Origin of the sequence: Bacillus sp. REN10, from assembly GCF_016820555.1 — a bacterium.
Taxonomy (GTDB): Bacteria; Bacillota; Bacilli; order Bacillales; family Domibacillaceae; genus Bacillus_CE.
In genome coordinates this window covers 42,183-60,582 of sequence record NZ_JADHDW010000013.1, presented here as the reverse complement: position 1 = coordinate 60,582, position 18,400 = coordinate 42,183, and the positions used below count along the sequence as shown (strand labels likewise).

General features: G+C 41.4%; 19 protein-coding genes, 1 rRNA gene and 1 riboswitch. Of the genes, 19 read left to right on the top strand and 1 reads right to left on the bottom strand.

The window, feature by feature from the left end:
- The 15 genes from rrf to purD all read left to right on the top strand — a co-directional run.
- Positions 1-72 (top strand): 5S ribosomal RNA (rrf, locus tag IRB43_RS18315); the annotation flags it as partial.
- Positions 73-204: 132 nt separating this feature from the next.
- The gene (locus IRB43_RS15205) at positions 205-747 is read left to right on the top strand and encodes a DUF2179 domain-containing protein (RefSeq protein WP_203364335.1); all 543 of its coding nucleotides are present in this window, start codon (positions 205-207) and stop codon (positions 745-747) included.
- Positions 744-938, top strand: a complete 195-nt coding sequence (locus tag IRB43_RS15200; RefSeq protein ID WP_203364334.1) for an NETI motif-containing protein — start codon at positions 744-746, stop codon at positions 936-938. Before IRB43_RS15205 ends, IRB43_RS15200 begins: the two co-directional genes overlap by 4 nt.
- Positions 939-1,014: 76 nt before the next feature.
- Positions 1,015-1,116, top strand: a riboswitch (purine riboswitch).
- Between the two features lie 119 nt (positions 1,117-1,235).
- A complete protein-coding gene (gene purE, locus IRB43_RS15195) occupies positions 1,236-1,724 on the top strand; it encodes a 5-(carboxyamino)imidazole ribonucleotide mutase (protein ID WP_203364333.1) in 489 nt (162 codons plus the stop codon).
- Positions 1,717-2,874: a 5-(carboxyamino)imidazole ribonucleotide synthase gene (gene purK, locus IRB43_RS15190; protein ID WP_203364332.1), complete on the top strand. Its 1,158-nt coding sequence runs from the start codon at positions 1,717-1,719 to the stop codon at positions 2,872-2,874. Before purE ends, purK begins: the two co-directional genes overlap by 8 nt.
- Positions 2,871-4,169, top strand: a complete 1,299-nt coding sequence (gene purB, locus IRB43_RS15185; RefSeq protein ID WP_203364331.1) for an adenylosuccinate lyase — start codon at positions 2,871-2,873, stop codon at positions 4,167-4,169. Before purK ends, purB begins: the two co-directional genes overlap by 4 nt.
- Before the next feature lie 87 nt (positions 4,170-4,256).
- Positions 4,257-4,982 (top strand): phosphoribosylaminoimidazolesuccinocarboxamide synthase, encoded by a 726-nt coding sequence (gene purC / locus IRB43_RS15180; protein ID WP_203364330.1) that lies wholly within the window; start codon positions 4,257-4,259, stop codon positions 4,980-4,982.
- A complete protein-coding gene (purS, locus tag IRB43_RS15175) occupies positions 4,970-5,224 on the top strand; it encodes a phosphoribosylformylglycinamidine synthase subunit PurS (protein WP_100403664.1) in 255 nt (84 codons plus the stop codon). The genes purC and purS overlap by 13 nt, the downstream gene beginning before the upstream one ends.
- A complete protein-coding gene (purQ, locus tag IRB43_RS15170; protein ID WP_203364329.1) occupies positions 5,221-5,904 on the top strand; it encodes a phosphoribosylformylglycinamidine synthase subunit PurQ in 684 nt (227 codons plus the stop codon). The genes purS and purQ overlap by 4 nt, the downstream gene beginning before the upstream one ends.
- Positions 5,888-8,116 carry a phosphoribosylformylglycinamidine synthase subunit PurL gene (purL, locus tag IRB43_RS15165; protein WP_203364328.1) on the top strand — a complete coding sequence of 743 codons (2,229 nt, stop codon included), beginning with the start codon at positions 5,888-5,890 and terminating at the stop codon, positions 8,114-8,116. The genes purQ and purL overlap by 17 nt, the downstream gene beginning before the upstream one ends.
- Positions 8,092-9,513 (top strand): amidophosphoribosyltransferase, encoded by a 1,422-nt coding sequence (purF, locus tag IRB43_RS15160; protein ID WP_203364327.1) that lies wholly within the window; start codon positions 8,092-8,094, stop codon positions 9,511-9,513. The genes purL and purF overlap by 25 nt, the downstream gene beginning before the upstream one ends.
- A 60-nt stretch (positions 9,514-9,573) precedes the next feature.
- Positions 9,574-10,602, top strand: a complete 1,029-nt coding sequence (gene purM / locus IRB43_RS15155; RefSeq protein ID WP_203364326.1) for a phosphoribosylformylglycinamidine cyclo-ligase — start codon at positions 9,574-9,576, stop codon at positions 10,600-10,602.
- 11 nt (positions 10,603-10,613) lie between these two features.
- Entirely contained in the window at positions 10,614-11,201 is a 588-nt protein-coding gene (gene purN / locus IRB43_RS15150; protein ID WP_203364339.1) for a phosphoribosylglycinamide formyltransferase, read from the top strand.
- Entirely contained in the window at positions 11,201-12,736 is a 1,536-nt protein-coding gene (gene purH, locus IRB43_RS15145; RefSeq protein WP_203364325.1) for a bifunctional phosphoribosylaminoimidazolecarboxamide formyltransferase/IMP cyclohydrolase, read from the top strand. Before purN ends, purH begins: the two co-directional genes overlap by 1 nt.
- 22 nt (positions 12,737-12,758) lie before the next feature.
- Complete coding sequence (gene purD, locus IRB43_RS15140; protein ID WP_203364338.1) at positions 12,759-14,036, top strand: phosphoribosylamine--glycine ligase; 1,278 nt, start codon at positions 12,759-12,761, stop codon at positions 14,034-14,036.
- On the opposite strand, the gene IRB43_RS18100 is transcribed toward purD, so the two are convergent.
- Entirely contained in the window at positions 14,005-14,076 is a 72-nt protein-coding gene (locus IRB43_RS18100) for an EYxxD motif small membrane protein (protein ID WP_343070892.1), read from the bottom strand. The two genes, purD and IRB43_RS18100, sit on opposite strands and share 32 nt — an antisense overlap.
- Positions 14,077-14,429: 353 nt before the next feature.
- Between IRB43_RS18100 and IRB43_RS15135 the strand changes: the two genes are divergently transcribed.
- The 4 genes from IRB43_RS15135 (at position 14,430) to pcrB (ending at position 18,385) form a co-directional block, all read left to right on the top strand.
- Positions 14,430-16,172 carry an adenine deaminase C-terminal domain-containing protein gene (locus IRB43_RS15135; RefSeq protein ID WP_203364324.1) on the top strand — a complete coding sequence of 581 codons (1,743 nt, stop codon included), beginning with the start codon at positions 14,430-14,432 and terminating at the stop codon, positions 16,170-16,172.
- 37 nt (positions 16,173-16,209) lie between these two features.
- Entirely contained in the window at positions 16,210-17,238 is a 1,029-nt protein-coding gene (locus tag IRB43_RS15130) for a DUF3048 domain-containing protein (protein ID WP_203364323.1), read from the top strand.
- A 25-nt stretch (positions 17,239-17,263) separates the two neighbouring features.
- A complete protein-coding gene (locus tag IRB43_RS15125) occupies positions 17,264-17,569 on the top strand; it encodes a YerC/YecD family TrpR-related protein (protein WP_203364322.1) in 306 nt (101 codons plus the stop codon).
- Positions 17,570-17,692: 123 nt separating this feature from the next.
- Entirely contained in the window at positions 17,693-18,385 is a 693-nt protein-coding gene (gene pcrB, locus IRB43_RS15120) for a heptaprenylglyceryl phosphate synthase (RefSeq protein ID WP_203364321.1), read from the top strand.
- The last annotated feature ends 15 nt before the right edge of the window (positions 18,386-18,400 follow it).

Below are 18,400 nucleotides of genomic sequence, written 5' to 3'. Positions count from 1 at the left end.
CACGGAAGTTAAGCTCTTCAGCGCCGATGGTAGTTGGGGGTTTCCCCCTGTGAGAGTAGGACGTTGCCAGGCAAAAAAAGGTTCAAAAGTACCCACTTTTGAACCTTTTTTTGCGTTTTTCAGTTAATGTTAAACAATTTTATGTTACGCTGAACTTAACAACATCAAGGAAGTTTTTTTAGCCTAAATTTAAGGGGGATCAATATGCTAGAAAATGGTTTATTTATGGTCGTCATTATTTTAATGATTAATGTTATATACGTATCCTTCTTTACGATTCGTATGATTTTAACATTAAAAGGTTATCGTTATTTTGCGGCCTTTGTTAGCATGATTGAGATCATCATCTATATTATGGGATTAGGCCTTGTGTTAGATAATTTGAATGAGATTCAAAATGTCATTGCTTATGCGGTTGGCTATGGTTTAGGGGTTATTGTCGGAATGAAGTTAGAGGAGAAGTTAGCACTTGGTTACATTACGGTAAATGTGATTACGAAAGAATACGATAAAGATTTACCCAAAATGCTTCGCGAAGAAGGATATGGTGTCACCAGTTGGGCAGCAAATGGATTAGAAGGCGAACGAATGTCTCTACAAATCTTGACGCCGAGAAAATATGAGTTAAAATTGTATGCAAAAATTAAAGAGTTAGACCCAAAGGCATTTATTATTGCTTATGAACCAAAAACGATTTATGGCGGCTTTTGGGTAAAAAATGTGAGAAAAGGAAAGTTATCCGAATGAGTAAAAAGAAAAAATTTTATGTCGAACAAAATGAAACGATCGACCAGTGTTTAGAGCGAATGAAGAAGGAAGGGTATACTCCAGTAAGAAGAATGGAACAGCCTGTATTCAAAGAAGAAGTGATCAACGGTGAAAAAAAACACACTCCTATCGGCAGAGAAATTGTGTTTGAGGGGATGTTATTGACTTAAATACGAACATTATAAAATGAAATAAAGCAATTGTTCGATTTTTTGTTGACAATATGCTTTTTGACTTGTTAAGATGAAGATGAAGAAAACGAAGCCTCATATAATAGTGGGAATATGGCTCACAAGTTTCTACCCGATTACCGTAAATGATTGGACTATGGGGAAAGCATACATTTATCTGGATCATTTTCATGTTTAATGAGTCTTTATGTGCCCAGATGAGCTGCTTTCTCTTAGAAGAGAGTAGCCATCTGGGTTTTTCATTTTTAAAATTGAATGGAACGTGGAGGTAAAATCATGTCAGTTGACGTTGGCGTTATTATGGGGAGTACCTCAGATTGGGACACAATGAAACATGCATGCGACATGTTGGATGAATTAGAAGTTTCTTATGAGAAAAAGGTAGTATCTGCTCACCGCACACCAGATCTCATGTTTGAATATGCAGAGAAGGCGAGAGAGAGGGGCATTAAGGTCATTATTGCAGGGGCAGGGGGAGCCGCTCATCTTCCCGGTATGGTTGCTGCTAAGACGACGTTGCCTGTGATAGGAGTACCAGTCCAATCAAAAGCTTTGAACGGATTAGATTCTTTATTGTCCATTGTGCAAATGCCAGGAGGAGTTCCTGTAGCGACAGTCGCCATTGGCAAGGCGGGAGCAACGAATGCAGGCTTGCTAGCCGCCCAGATTTTATCTGTGACGAATAATGAGTTAGCTGAGCGTTTAGACAAAAGACGTGATGCTGTAAGAGAGACTGTGATGGAAAGTAGTGATCAGCTTGGCTAGAACGATCATAAAGCCCGGTCAGACAATAGGGATCATTGGCGGCGGACAATTGGGGCGAATGATGGCTTTAGCAGCTAAGGAAGCAGGTTTTAAAATTGCTGTACTAGAGCCAGGGGAGAATTCACCTTGTGGACAAGTAGCTGATATCGAGATTAATGCTTCTTATGAAGATCAAGAGGCGCTTGACCGCTTAGCGGAAGTGAGTGATGTCATTACATATGAGTTTGAAAATATTGATTATGACGGATTGAAGAAACTTCAAGAAAAAGCTTTTCTTCCTCAAGGAGCAGAATTGATTAAGATTACGCAAAATCGCGTAGCAGAAAAAGCGGCTATTACAAAAGCGGGAGCTCCGGTCGCGCCTTATGCGGTAATCAACGAAACAAGCGATATTTATGATAATATAAGTAAGCTCGGGTATCCTGCTGTATTGAAAACAGCGCGCGGCGGTTATGATGGGAAAGGACAATTTGTCATAAAAGAATCAGCTCAAATTGAAGAAGCTGCTAAGCTTTTAGAACATGGTGAATGTGTCTTGGAACAATGGATTCCTTTTGATAAAGAAGTATCTGTAATTATCAATCGGAATATGGCTGGAGAGACTAGTTATTTTCCGGTTGGAGAAAATATTCATAAAGACAATATTCTCCATGAAACGATTGTACCTGCTAGAATTTCCGAAGAAGTAGAAGCGGCGGCTCTTCAAGCGGCAGAAAAAATTGCAGAGGCACTTTCCTTAGTGGGAACATTGGCTGTTGAAATGTTTGTTGGTCAAAATGGAGAAATCTACATTAATGAGTTAGCACCAAGACCACACAATTCCGGACATTATACGATTGAAGCGTGTGATATTTCGCAATTTGGGCAACATATTCGTGCCATTTGCAACTGGCCATTAAAGAAACCAACTTTGCTAAAGCCTGCTGTGATGGTGAATATTTTAGGTGAGCATCTTGATGGGGTGTTAAACAATTTAGTTAATTACCCAGAATGGTCTACTCATTTATATGGAAAAGCAGAAGCAAAAGTCAAAAGGAAGATGGGACATATCACAGTCTTGACCGATGAACCGAACGAGGTGCTAGATCAGTTAGATGCAAGCAGGATCTGGAGTAGCAGCGAAGAAATGATCGGAGGACAAAAGAAATGATCGAACGTTATACTCGACCTGAAATGGGTGCTATTTGGACGGAGGAGAATCGCTTTCAAGCATGGCTTGAAGTAGAAATTTTAGCTTGTGAAGCTTGGGCTGAACTTGGAGATATTCCAAAAGAAGATGTGCAAAAGATTCGTGAAAATGCAAGCTTTGATATCAAGCGCATTCAAGAGATTGAAGCAGAAACGCGCCACGATGTAGTTGCTTTTACTCGCGCCGTATCTGAAACCCTGGGAGAAGAGCGTAAATGGGTGCATTACGGATTAACGTCAACGGATGTCGTGGATACAGCATTATCTTATTTGTTAAAGCAAGCGAATGACATCTTACGTAAAGATTTAGAGAATTTTATAGAGATTCTTCGCAATAAAGCAAAAGAGCATAAGCATACGGTGATGATGGGACGTACACATGGTGTGCATGCAGAGCCGACAACGTTCGGATTGAAGCTGGCACTTTGGTACGAGGAAATGAAGCGTAACTTGGAGCGTTTCAATCAAGCAGCAGAAGGTGTAGAATACGGAAAAATTTCTGGGGCAGTTGGCACGTACGCCAACATTAATCCATTTGTTGAAGAGTATGTGTGCAAAAAGCTTGGGACAAAGCCAGCGCCGATTTCTACACAAACATTACAGCGTGATCGCCATGCTCATTACATGGGCACACTTGCTTTAATTGCGACATCGATTGAAAAATTTGCAGTAGAAATTCGCGGATTACAAAAAAGTGAAACGCGCGAAGTGGAAGAGTTCTTTGCAAAAGGACAGAAAGGTTCATCCGCAATGCCTCATAAGCGTAACCCAATCGGTTCAGAAAATATGACGGGGCTTGCTCGCGTGATTCGCGGACATATGCTAACAGCGTATGAAAATGTGCCGCTTTGGCATGAACGTGATATTTCTCATTCTTCTGCGGAGCGCATCATTCTTCCAGATGCAACGATTGCGTTAAATTATATGCTAAATCGCTTTGGAAATATTGTAAAAAACTTAACGGTATTCCCAGAAAATATGAAGCGTAACATGGATCGTACGCTAGGTTTAATTTATTCTCAACGAGTGCTGTTAGCCCTGATTGATAAAGGCATGGTTCGTGAAGAAGCGTATGATACAGTGCAACCGAAAGCGATGGAAGCATGGGAAACACAAGTACCATTTCGCAGCTTAGTGGAAGCAGATGAAAAAATTACGTCTAAGCTATCTCAAGAGGAAATTGCTGACTGTTTTGATTACAACTATCATTTAAAACATGTCGATACAATTTTTACTCGTTTAGGGCTTGATAAGTAAATAACAGAAGTGTGCGGTGAACATCCGCACCTTCTCTATCAATTAATGACTGAAGATTGCTAATTTTCCTTAATAGGGGGAGTAATAATGGAAAAAGGCTCGATGCTTTACGAAGGAAAAGCGAAACGAATTTATGCAACCAAGAATGAAGATATTGTATTGATTGAATACAAGGATTCAGCAACTGCTTTTAATGGAGAGAAAAAAGCGGAAATCTCCGGCAAAGGCAGATTGAATAACGAAATCAGCAGCTTGATCTTTTTAAAGCTTAAAGAGCTTGGTATTCCTTCTCATTTTATTGAGCAGCTTTCAGAGCATGAGCAACTTGTCAAACATGTTCAAATTATTCCGCTTGAAGTCGTCGTTCGTAATAAAGCAGCAGGCAGCTTGGCGAAACGTCTTGGGTTTAAAGAAGGAGCACGATTCGCTGAACCGCTAGTTGAGTTTTACTACAAGAAAGATGAGCTAGGCGATCCGCTATTAACCGATGATCATATTAAACTATTAGAAATTGCAACAGAAGCGGAAGTAACCACGATGAAACAACAAGCACTAAAGATTAATGAAGCATTGATTCCTTTATTCGCTGAAATGGGCATCGAGTTGATCGATTTTAAAATTGAATTTGGGAAAGACCAGGATGGACAAATTATGCTAGCGGATGAAATTTCACCAGACACTTGTCGCCTATGGGAGAAAAATACCAATCGTAAATTAGACAAAGATGTATTCCGCCGCGATTTAGGAAATTTAATTGAAGCTTATACCGAGGTATTCGAGAGATTAGGAGGAAATTCAACATGTTCAAAGTAAAAGTATACGTGACGTTAAGAGAAAGTGTATTAGATCCACAAGGAAAAGCGGTACAACAATCATTAACGAGCCTTGGCTATCAAGGTGTAGAAGATGTTCGCATCGGAAAGTATATGGAATTAACAATTGATGGCTCCAACCCGGATGTAGAAGGCACAGTGAAGGAAGTGTGTGAAAAACTTCTATCCAATCCAGTCATCGAAGACTACCGATATGAGATTGAGGAGTGTGTTGGTCAGTGAAATTCGCGGTGATTGTATTCCCAGGTTCTAACTGTGATATTGATATGTTCCATGCGATTAAAGATGAGCTAGGGGAAGAAGTGGACTATATTTGGCATGATGCTGATGATCTGAGCGCCTATGACGGTATTTTATTGCCTGGTGGCTTTTCATATGGAGATTACCTTCGTTCAGGAGCGATTGCTCATCTATCAAAGGTGATGAATGAAGTCAAGAAAGCAGCAGAAGCTGGAAAACCTGTACTAGGCGTATGTAATGGTTTCCAAATTTTATTGGAATCTGGCTTATTGCCAGGAGCAATGCTTCGCAACAAAGATTTAAAATTTATTTGTGGACCAACTACTTTACAAGTAGCAAATAATGAAACGATGTTTTCATCTGCGTATGAAAAAGGTGAAGAAATTACGATCCCTATTGCTCACGGAGAAGGAAACTACTACTGTGATGAGCAAACGTTAGAATCATTAAAAGCAAATAATCAAATTGTTTTCACCTATAAAGAAAACGTAAATGGCAGTTTAGCTAATATTGCCGGTATTATCAATGAACAAGGAAATGTTCTTGGCATGATGCCGCATCCAGAGCGTGCTGTGGATGAGTTACTAGGTAGTGCGGACGGTTTAAAATTATTTCAATCAATTGTGAAACATTGGAGGGAATCCCATGTCGTTAATGCTTGAGCCAAATGCAGCCCAAATTAAAGAAGAGAAAATCTATCGTGAAATGGGTTTAACAGATGAAGAGTTTACTAAAGTGGAACAGATTTTAGGACGTACACCTAATTACACAGAAACAGGTTTATTCTCTGTTATGTGGTCTGAGCACTGTAGTTATAAAAACTCTAAGCCTGTACTTCGTAAATTCCCAACTTCAGGTGAGAAAGTTCTTCAAGGTCCTGGTGAAGGTGCAGGAATTGTCGATATTGGTGATGAACAAGCGGTTGTTTTCAAAATTGAAAGTCATAATCACCCATCTGCAATTGAGCCTTATCAAGGAGCAGCAACAGGTGTTGGCGGAATCATTCGCGATGTGTTCTCTATGGGAGCTCGTCCAGTTGCGCTACTAAACTCACTTCGTTTCGGTGAGTTAAAAACAAGCCGCGTGAAATACTTATTTGAAGAAGTCGTAGCAGGAATCGCTGGCTATGGCAACTGTATCGGTATTCCAACAGTGGGCGGGGAAGTCCAATTTGATAACTCTTATGAAGGCAACCCGCTAGTTAACGCGATGTGTGTAGGATTAATTGATCATAAAGATATTAAAAAAGGTCAAGCAAAAGGGGTCGGCAACACGGTGATGTATGTCGGCGCGAAAACAGGCCGTGACGGTATTCATGGAGCGACATTTGCATCAGAAGAACTGAGTGAAGCATCTGATGAAAAGCGTCCAGCAGTACAAGTTGGAGACCCATTTATGGAAAAGCTGTTGCTTGAAGCATGTTTAGAGCTGATTCAAAACGATGCGCTTGTCGGTATTCAAGATATGGGAGCAGCAGGACTTACAAGTTCTTCAGCTGAAATGGCAAGTAAAGCAGGCTCTGGTATTGAGATGAATATGGATCTTGTTCCTCAACGTGAAACAGGCATGACACCTTATGAAATGATGTTATCTGAATCTCAAGAGCGCATGCTGATCGTTATTAAAAAAGGCAGAGAAAAAGAAATTGAAGATCTATTTGCGAAATATGGTCTTGAAGCGGCAGCGATTGGTCGCGTAACAGATGATGGCATGCTTCGTTTAGTGCATAAAGGAGAAGTGGTAGCAGAGGTCCCAGCGGATGCGTTAGCAGAAGATGCACCAGTGTACTACAAGCCTTCTTCAGAGCCAGCGTATTATCGTGAGTTTCAGGAAATGGACGAGGTTATTCCTGAAGTAACAAATTATAAAGAAACATTGATACAACTTCTTTCTCAGCCAACGATTGCGAGCAAAGAATGGGTGTATGGACAATACGATTACCAAGTACGTACAAACACCGTTGTCTCACCTGGTTCAGACGCAGCGGTCATCCGCGTGCGCGATACGGAGAAAGCATTAGCGATGACAACAGATTGCAACTCCCGCTATATCTATCTTGACCCAGAAACAGGCGGCAAAATTGCCGTAGCAGAAGCGGCGCGTAATATCATTTGTTCTGGCGGTGAGCCGTTAGCGATTACTGACTGCTTAAACTTCGGAAATCCAGAGAAACCGGAAATTTTCTGGCAGTTAGAAAAAGCAACAGATGGCATGAGTGAAGCATGTCGCGTGTTACACACACCGGTTATTGGTGGAAACGTTTCTCTATATAATGAAACAAATGGAGTCGCTGTTTATCCGACACCGGTTGTTGGGATGGTCGGTTTAATTAAAGATTTGTCTCATATTACGACACAAATATTTAAACAAGCGGGCGATCTGATTTATGTAATTGGAGAAGCAGAAGAAGAATTTGGCGGAAGCGAACTTCAAAAATTGCATAACGACGGCAAAATCTTCGGAAGAGCACCGAAGTTAGATTTAGAAGTTGAAGAAATGCGCCAAAAAGCGTTGCTTCAAGCGATCCAGCAAGGAACGGTTCAATCTGCACATGATGTAGCAGAAGGTGGTTTTGCGGTTGCTTTAGCGGAAAAAGCCTTCCGTACAGGCTTTGGAGCAGAAGTAACGATTGAAGGAAATGAAATAGCGGCACTATTTAGTGAAACGCAATCACGTTTTATCGTGACGGTTTCGAAAGAGAAATGCGAGGCTTTTGAAGCGATTATTCCAGAAGCGAAGTTGATCGGAGAAGTAACAAAAGAAGCGAATTTGACGATTAAGCATAACAACGAGGCGATCATTCAAGCGGAGGTTGGTGAGCTTGAAGATGCTTGGAGAGGAGCAATCCCATGCTTGCTGAAATCAGAGGATTAAACGAAGAATGTGGTGTATTTGGGGTTTGGGGGCATGAAGATGCCTCCCAAATCACATATTATGGATTACAAAGCTTGCAGCATCGCGGTCAAGAAGGAGCAGGTGTCGTCGTAACAGATGGCAAGCGACTTCGTGGATTAAAAGGTGAAGGGCTAGTGACAGAAATCTTTACCCAAGAGAAAATCAATGAGCTGAATGGTACAGGTGCGATTGGTCACGTTCGATATACAACAGCAGGAGGCGGAGGCTATGAAAATGTTCAGCCGCTGCTTTTTCACTCACAAACAGGAAGTTTAGCTCTGGCTCATAACGGCAACTTAATTAATGCTACAGCACTAAAGCATCAACTGGAAGCTCAAGGTAGTATTTTTCAAACGACTTCAGATACGGAAGTGCTTGCCCATTTAATTCGCCGCGGCGGCTTTGGCGAAATGAAGGATCGTGTGAAAAATGCGCTTTCGATGTTAAAAGGAGCCTACGCTTTCCTAGTCATGACAGAGAACGAATTAATGGTCGCACTAGATCCTAATGGCTTGCGCCCATTATCGATTGGCCAATTAGGTGATGCTTATGTTGTCGCTTCAGAAACTTGCGCATTTGATATTGTTGGGGCAAAATTTTTGCGTGATGTGGAGCCTGGAGAACTTGTGATTATCAATCAAGATGGCCTACACTCTGAACGCTTCTCATTAGCGACAAATCAGGCGATTTGCACAATGGAGTACGTTTATTTCTCTCGTCCGGACAGTGATATTCATAAGATCAATGTTCATAGTGCCAGAAAACGTATGGGCATTCAGTTGGCGAAAGAAGCAAAAATTGAAGCAGATGTTATCACAGGTGTTCCAGATTCGAGTATTTCAGCTGCGATTGGTTATGCGGAAGAATCAGGTATTCCATACGAGATGGGCTTAATTAAAAACCGATATGTAGGCAGAACATTTATTCAGCCTTCCCAAGCACTTCGTGAGCAAGGAGTGAAAATGAAGCTTTCACCTGTTCGTGGTGTGATTGAGGGAAAACGGGTCGTCATGGTGGATGATTCCATTGTACGCGGAACAACGAGCAAGCGGATTGTGAAGATGTTAAAGGATGCTGGCGCGAAAGAGGTTCATGTCTGCATCAGTTCACCTCCGATTAAAAATCCTTGTTATTATGGCATTGATACATCCACACAAGAAGAATTGATTATGGCTCATTATACAGAAGAAGAGCTGAGAGATGCCATTGGAGCAGATTCATTAACGTTTCTTAGCCTTGATGGCATGGTAGAAGCGATCGGTCATGAAAAGCAAAATGATCATTGTGGACAATGTCTCGCTTGTTTTACAGGTCAATATCCGACGGAAATCTATCCAGATACGATGCATCCGCGTGATAAAGAAATAATGTGTTAAGCAGGAAAAGCTGTCTAGTGAGACAGTTTTTCTATGCACGATTTTAAGGGGGAGCGACGAATGGCAAAAGCGTATGAAGCAGCAGGAGTCAATATTGAAGCGGGCTATGAAGCAGTAGAACGGATGAAAAAGCATGTGAAACGGACAAACCGTTCAGGTGTCATGGGAGCGCTAGGCAGCTTTGGCGGCATGTTTGATTTGTCTGCTTTAAATATTAAGGAGCCTATTTTAGTTTCCGGTACAGATGGAGTCGGCACGAAATTAAAGCTCGCATTTGGTATGAATCGCCACGATACAATCGGTATTGACTGTGTGGCGATGTGCGTCAATGATGTGATTGTTCAAGGTGCAGAGCCGCTTTATTTTTTAGATTATATTGCTTGTGGAGAAGCAATACCTGAAAAGATTGAGCAAATTGTTAAAGGGGTTGCTGATGGATGTGAGCAGGCAGGCTGTGCGTTGATCGGCGGAGAGACAGCGGAAATGCCAGGGATGTACAGCGATGGCGAATATGACATTGCTGGCTATACAACAGGTGTGGTTGAAAAAAGCAAGGTCATTACAGGTGAGAATATTCAAGCAGGCGATGTCATCATCGGGCTTCCGTCGAGCGGATTGCATAGCAATGGTTTTTCTTTAGTGCGGAAAATCTTTTTTGATACACATGATTTTCAATTGACGGATGAAGTAGAAGGTTTAACAGCACCATTAGGGGAAGTGCTGTTAACACCGACAAAGATCTATGTGAAGCCGGTACTTGAAGTATTAAAGAATCTCGAAGTAAAAGGGATGGCGCATATTACCGGCGGCGGTTTTATTGAAAATATTCCGCGTGCATTGCCAGAAGGTCTTGGCGCTGAAATTATGGAAGGAACATGGGAGATTCCTGACATTTTTCATGTGTTGAAAAAGTATGGAGAGCTTGACTATAGCGAAATGTACAATATTTTCAACATGGGCATTGGTTTAGTGATGATTGTAGCGGCTGATGAAGAAGAAAAAGCAAAACAGCTAATTGAGCAAGCAGGGGAGAAAGCTTATACGATTGGCAGAATTGTGGCTGGTGAAGGAGTTCAATTCAAGTCATGAAGATGGGGGAAATGAAAAATATTGCTTTGTTCGCTTCTGGAAGCGGAAGCAACGTTCAAGCGATTGCTGATTCGGTTCAAAAAGGGGAAATTCCAGCTGAAATCAAACTGCTCGTTTGTGATCAGCCGGATGCATATGTGATCAAGCGTGCGGAAAAACTTCAAATTCCAGTGTTTGCTTTTCGAGCAAAAGACTATTCATCAAAGGCGGAGTTTGAACGTGAAATTGTAAAGAAGCTGCATGAAGCAGAAGTGGACTTTGTTTTTCTAGCCGGTTATATGCGCTTAGTTGGCGAGACATTGCTCGATGCTTACGGGGGAAGAATTGTGAATATTCATCCATCCTTGCTTCCGGCTTTTCCAGGAAAGGATGCGATTGGGCAGGCGTTTGCTGCTCGTGTCAAAATTACGGGAGTGACGGTGCACTTTGTTGATGAAGGCATGGACACAGGGCCTATCATTGATCAAGAAATAGTACGAATCGCAAATGAAGATACGAGAGAATCTTTACAAGTGAAAATTCAGCAAGTTGAACATCAACTATATCCGAAAGTAATCAGACAGCTTGTAACAGAAGCTTCAAGAGAGGAAGGAAAATAATGAAAAAGCGTGCGTTAATCAGTGTATCAGATAAAAGTGGCATTGTTGATTTTGCGAAAGAGCTAGCTGCTTTAGATATTGAAATCATTTCAACAGGTGGAACGAAGAAAATGCTAGAAGAAGCAAACGTGCCAGTTATGAGTGTGAGTGACGTAACGGGGTTTCCTGAAATCTTAGAAGGCCGCGTAAAAACATTGCACCCATTCATTCATGGAGGACTTCTTGCTAAACGCGACCAAGCGGATCATGTGAAGCAGATGGAAGAACAAAATATTGCACCAATTGATATTGTTTGTGTCAACTTGTATCCTTTCCAACAAACAATTGCTAAGCCGGATGTAACGGTAGAGGATGCGATTGAAAACATTGATATTGGCGGTCCGACGATGTTGCGTGCAGCCGCTAAAAACCATGAGTATGTAACGGTTGTTGTTGATGCGGCTGATTATGATCAAGTGTTAGCTGAATTAAAAGCAGAGGGTCAAACAACAAAGGAAACAAGAAGAAAGCTAGCAGCAAAAGTATTTCGTCATACAGCTTCTTATGATGCGATGATTGCGAAATATATGACAGAACTGACTGGTGAAGAACAGCCAGAAACAATGACATTTACATATGAATTAAAACAATCTCTTCGATATGGAGAAAACCCGCATCAGCAGGCTGCTTTTTATGAAGAGCCGCTTGGATCCGCGTTTTCTGTGGCCCGTTCAACACAATTGCATGGAAAAGAATTATCTTACAATAACATTCGCGACACAGATGCAGCACTGCAAATTGTGAAAGAGTTTAGTGAACCAGCTGCGGTTGCAGTGAAGCATATGAATCCATGCGGTGTTGGAGTTGGTGGAACAATAGAGGAAGCTTATGATCGTGCATATGCAGCGGATCCAACATCCATTTTTGGTGGCATTGTCGCATTAAACCGTCCAGTGGACAAAGCATTAGCGGAAAAGCTTCATGAAATTTTCCTTGAAATTATTGTCGCGCCGGAATTTACAGAAGAAGCACTTAACGTGTTAACAGCAAAGAAAAATATTCGCTTATTAACTCTTCCATTTGATGGAGAAAAATCAAAAGAAAAAGTATTAACATCTGTAGAAGGCGGACTGTTGCTGCAAGATTTAGATAATTATTCACTAGAGGATGCAGATATTCACGTAGCTACGAAGCGCGAGCCAACAGAAGAAGAGTGGGCAGCGATGAAGCTTGGCTGGAAAGTCGTGAAGCATGTGAAATCGAATGCGATTGTTGTGACGAATAACGAGATGACATTAGGTGTAGGTGCAGGGCAAATGAACCGCGTGGGCGCAGCGAAAATCGCTCTTGAACAAGCGGGAGAAAAAGCAAAAGGTGCTGCACTTGCTTCCGATGCGTTCTTCCCGATGAATGATACGGTGGAAGCAGCAGCGAAAGCAGGCATTACAGCGATCATTCAGCCTGGAGGCTCGATCCGCGATGAGGATTCCATCAAAAAAGCAGATGAATACGGCATTGCGATGGTCTTCACTGGCGTTAGACATTTTAAACATTAATTTTTCAGCGGGGTGAATGGAAATGAAGGTACTTGTGATTGGACGAGGCGGCAGAGAGCATGCCATTTGTAAAAAGCTTGCACAAAGTCCTCAAGTAGAAAAAGTATTTTGTGCACCAGGTAATGCGGGGATTGCTTATGATGCAGAGTTAGTGGCGATCGATGAGATGAACTTTGAAGAGCTAGCAGCCTTTGCAGTAGACAACAACATTGACTTAACCGTAGTCGGCCCTGAAAATCCGCTGCATGCCGGAATCGTTGATCATCTTCAAGCGAAAGGGCTCAAAGTGTACGGTCCTAACCAAGCAGCCGCTGTTCTTGAAGGCAGTAAATCTTTTGCAAAGATGATGATGGAAAAATACAATATTCCAACAGCCCGCTACAAAGCTTTCGATTCTTATGAAGAAGCAAAAGCGTATATTGAAGAGCAGGGAGCGCCGATCGTTCTTAAAGCGGATGGACTGGCTGCCGGCAAAGGCGTAACGGTCGCGATGACAATGGAAGAAGCTTTAACCGCTCTTGACGAAATGATGCTAGATAAAAAATTTGGCGAGGCTTCTAGTAAAGTGGTGATTGAACAATTCCTTCAAGGCGAAGAGTACTCTTTAATGGCTTTTGTGAATGGAGAAAATGTGTATCCAATGGAAGCAGCCCAAGATCATAAACGGGCATTTGACCATGATGAAGGTCCGAATACTGGAGGCATGGGAGCCTACTCTCCTATTCCTCACATTTCTAAAGAAATCATTGAACAGTCGGTCCAAGAGGTTTTAATCCCGATCGCTAAAGGAATGGTGGCAGAAGGGCGTCCTTTTACAGGGGTGATCTTTGCAGGCTTAATGCTAACAGAAGAGGGGCCGAAAACGATTGAGTTTAACGCGCGATTTGGCGACCCGGAAACACAAGTAGTGCTTCCGCGTTTGCAATCGGACCTTGCTCAAGTATTCCTTGATGTGTTAGATGGGAAAAACCCTGAGCTCCAATGGAACGATGAATCTGTGCTTGGTGTCGTATTAGCTGCTAATGGTTATCCGGAAAGCTATGAAAAAGGTCATCCGATTCAAGGGATGGACCAAGTAGAGGCTTCTGCTGTGCTTCATGCTGGAACATTTAAGAATGAAGAAGGCATAATTTGTGCCAATGGAGGGCGAGTTCTCCTTGTGACAGGAAAAGCACCGACGATTCAACAAGCCCAGCAAAAAGCGTACGATCAAATAAGTGCAATCGAAAAAGATCACTTCTTCTATCGTAATGACATCGGCAATCGTGCTATTGCGCGCGCTTCTTCTTCGAACGTCTAACATAAACAAAAAGGATGGCAATCACACTGCCAATAATCATTGCCATTACAAATGACATATCGGTTATATATTCCATAAACATTATTTTCAACTCCTTTTTATGAGCTGTCCAGAACGTCAGTGAAAACTGACTTTCTGGACATTTCTTTCACCTTACGAGCAGTTTCTTCGACATTCAGATTGCTTCCTTCACTTTCCAACCGCTTTTTTGTTCGATGTATTGTTTTTGCATTATCTTTTGCTAGTTACTGATGAACAGCACCTTCCGCTTTTTAAGTTCACATTTTGTTCATAAAAATTGTAGTTCTTTAGAGCGCTAAATCATAAAATATGTTACTATAATCAATAATTTAATAAATGGAATGATAACTTCCTTTTAGGAGGCTTGTATAAATGTTAGAACAAAGATATCGCTGGCGAAACAGGCAGCTTAGAGAACATGTGGCAGTGGTGAATGGAGAAATTTCACCTACACTCGTTTTGACTAACGCCCGTTTTTTGCACTCCATTCTTAAGCAATGGGTGACAGCTAATATTTGGATCTATGAAGATCGGATCGTTTATGTCGGTGAAGAATTGCCAGAAAGTAAAGGGGCGTATGAAATATACGACTGTCACGGCCAAACATTGGTTCCCGGTTATATTGAGCCGCATGTTCATCCATTTCAGCTTTATAATCCCCAAACTTTTGCGGAATATGCAGTGAAGACAGGAACGACTACTTTCATCAATGATAACTTAATGCTATTTTTGCTGTTAGAAGAAAAGAAAGCGTTTTCTTTACTTGAAGAATTGCGGTCGCTGCCTATCAGCATGTATTGGTGGTGCCGCTATGACGCGCAGACAGAGTTGGCGAATGAGGAAGAAATTTTTTCGAATACAGCAGTAAAGTCGTGGCTGGAGCATGAGGCGGTTGTACAAGGTGGGGAGCTGACTGGATGGCCCAAGCTTTTAGCTGGTGATGATATGATGCTGCATTGGATTCAAGAAACAAAGCGCATGCGAAAAAGAATAGAGGGTCATTTTCCAGGTGCTTCTGAAAAAACGCTCACAAAGATGGCTTTGCTTGGTGCGGACAGTGATCATGAATCAATGAGTGGACAAGATATTAAGAAACGCTTAATGGCTGGGTACATGGTGTCTTTACGTCACTCTTCGATTCGTCCAGATCTGGAAATTTTGCTTCAAGAAATGAAAGAAATGCAATTGAACCAATATGATATGATGATGTTCACGACAGACGGTTCTCCTCCTTCATTTTATGAAAATGGAATTTTAGACTGGATGATTGCTAAAGCGATTGAACATGGTGTGCCGCCAATGGATGCTTATCATATGGCTAGTTATAATGTAGCAAGATATTATAGGCTGGATCATTTACACGGTGTAATAGCCCCTGGAAGAGTGGCCAATATCAATATATTAGAAGATGAATACAAGCCAACTCCAGTCGCCGTTCTTTCCAAAGGACAGTGGGTCAAAAAGCTGGATGGGTCAGTACCATCTTTTCCAGCCATTGATTGGAATGAGTATGGATTTGGTCCGTTGCAGTTAGAATGGGAGTTACAAGAGGAAGATTTACAATTCTCGATGCCATTTGGAATTGAAATGGTGAACAATGTGATCACGAAACCTTACTCTCTAGAAACAGATGTTTCAGGTGAGGAGCTTTACCAAGCGGAAGATGAAAACTTTTTAGTGTTATTGGATCGTGGTGGCAAGTGGCGTGTGAATACAACGATCAAAGGTTTTGCGACGAATATTCAAGGATTTGCCTCCTCATTTTCTAATACAGGTGATATTCTTCTTATTGGGAAATGTAAACGAGAGATGGAAAGAGCCTTTCATCGTATGAAGGAAATTGGCGGAGGGCTAGTGCTTTCTGAAGATGAACAAATTCTTCATGAAATTCCTTTAGAGCTGTCAGGCATGATGTCTGCAAAGCCAATAGAGGAATTAATTAAGGAAGAATTTCAATTGAAAAAGCTACTAGTGGAGCGCGGCTATCCATTTGATGATCCGATTTATACACTGCTCTTTTTATCATCTACACATTTACCATACATTCGCATTACTTCTTATGGAATGTATGATGTGATGAAGAAAACGGTACTCTTTCCGACTATAATGCGTTAAAATAGTAAAGTGAAGAGAATCTATATGGGAGTTGTGTATGAGAAATTTAACCATCGTGTCTCTATTAACAAGCGCTGTATTATTAAGCGGCTGTTGGGGAGAGAAAGAAAACAGTGAAGCTCAGAAAGAAAATGAAGCGATCTTGAGAGATGAAAAAGGCAACTATGTTCTTCCGCTTACCGGTGAGAAAACAAAGTCAAAGCCTAATCAACGAGCTACAGCTGTTGTCATTAATAATCATCCAAAGGCACGTCCGCAAACCGGATTAGCACAAGCGGATCTTGTGTATGAGGTAATGGTTGAAGGAAATATGACCCGATTTTTAGCTATTTATCAAAGCGAACAGCCGGAAAAAGTAGGACCTGTGCGAAGCGCGAGAGAATATTTTATTGATTTAGCGGAGGGGTACGATAGTCTGTTTATCGCTCATGGATATAGTCCAGATGCGAAGGAGAGACTTCAAAGTGGAGCAGTTGACCAGATCAATGGTATGCAATATGATGGAACCATTTTTCAAAGGGATTCCTCTAGGGTCGCACCTCATAATTCTTATATGTGGTTTGATGAAATGAAGAACATCGCCAAGAAGAAGGGGTATGATCTGAAGATAGCTCCTGGCAGTCTGAATTTCATGAAGCCAAAAGAAGTGAAAGAGCTTGTTGGACAAAAAGCGGAAAATGTTCAGATTCGATATTCTGATCAAGCTGCTTTTCAAGTAGAGTACAAGTATAATTCCAAGCAAAAGAGCTACGAACGCTGGATTAGCCAAGAGCAAGAGCTAGATCGAGAAACGCAAGAGCCGATCTTAGCCGATAATATTTTCATCATTGAAGCGGACCATCGCGTCGTTGATTCAGAAGGTCGATTAGATATTGATCTATCATCAGGTGGTTCCGCTTATTTGATTCAACGCGGTATTGTACAGCAAGTCGAGTGGTCTAATGTCAATGGGCGAATCATTCCTTTTAAAAAAGGGACAATGCTTGATTTTGTACCTGGTAATACATGGGTTCAAGTGATTCCTGCCTCCAAAAGACTTAACCAAATAATTGAATTTGCAAAATAATTAGCGAAGGGGTTTGAAGCATCCTATGCAAATTGAAAAATTACGTGGAAAAGAGCTAGATCAGCTATTTGAGGCAATCTTGTCTCTTCGTGATTTAGAAGAATGTTATTTATTTTTTGATGACCTTTGTACAGTCAATGAAATTCAGTCACTTGCTCAACGCCTTGAAGTTGCTCGTATGCTCAAGGAAGGTAAGACTTACCATAAAATTGAATCAGGTACCGGTGCATCTACCGCTACTATTTCTCGTGTAAAACGTTGCTTAAACTATGGAAATGATGCGTATCAGCTTGTTTTGGATCGCATTAAAGAAAAAGAAACGTGCGAATAAAGTGAAGGGTCTGATTTCCACTGCATACATGATGCGATGGGAGTCAGGCCCTTGTTTTAATGATATAATGAAGGATGCCAAAGGTTTGATAGCTTTTGAATATAGAATGGGAGGACAAATTAGATGTATGATGTGCGCGAATGGCGTCATGTGTTTAAGTTAGATCCAAATAAAGAGATAGATGATCAATCATTAGAAACATTATGTGAATCAGGTACAGACGCCATTTTAATTGGCGGAAGCGATGGAGTGACACTTGAAAATGTCCTGGATTTAATGGCGCGAGTTCGTCGATATACCGTGCCGTGTGTCTTGGAAGTGTCTAATATAGAATCGATTACGCCGGGATTTGATTTGTATTTTATTCCAACGGTATTAAATAGTCAAAATACGGCATGGATTACCGGTCTTCATCATGAGGCACTAAAAGAGTTCGGTGAATTGATGGACTGGGAAGAGGTTTATGCTGAAGGATATTGTATAGCCAATCCTGAGTGTAAAGCGGCTGCGTTAACAGAAGCCAAATCTCCACTATCGAAAGAAGATATTGTTGCTTATGCGATGATGGCAGAGAATATGATGCGTCTGCCTTTGTTTTATTTAGAATACAGCGGAGCATATGGAGATGTTGAAGCTGTTCAAGCTGTAGCAGAAATATTAAAGAACACGACCTTTATTTACGGCGGAGGCATTCGTACATCTATTCAAGCAAAGGAAATGGCTCAATATGCGGATGTCGTTGTAGTCGGCAATGTGGTATATGAACAGTTAGAGGAAGCAATAAAAACCGTTGCAGCGGTTAAAAATAATGTATAATAGGAACATATGTTT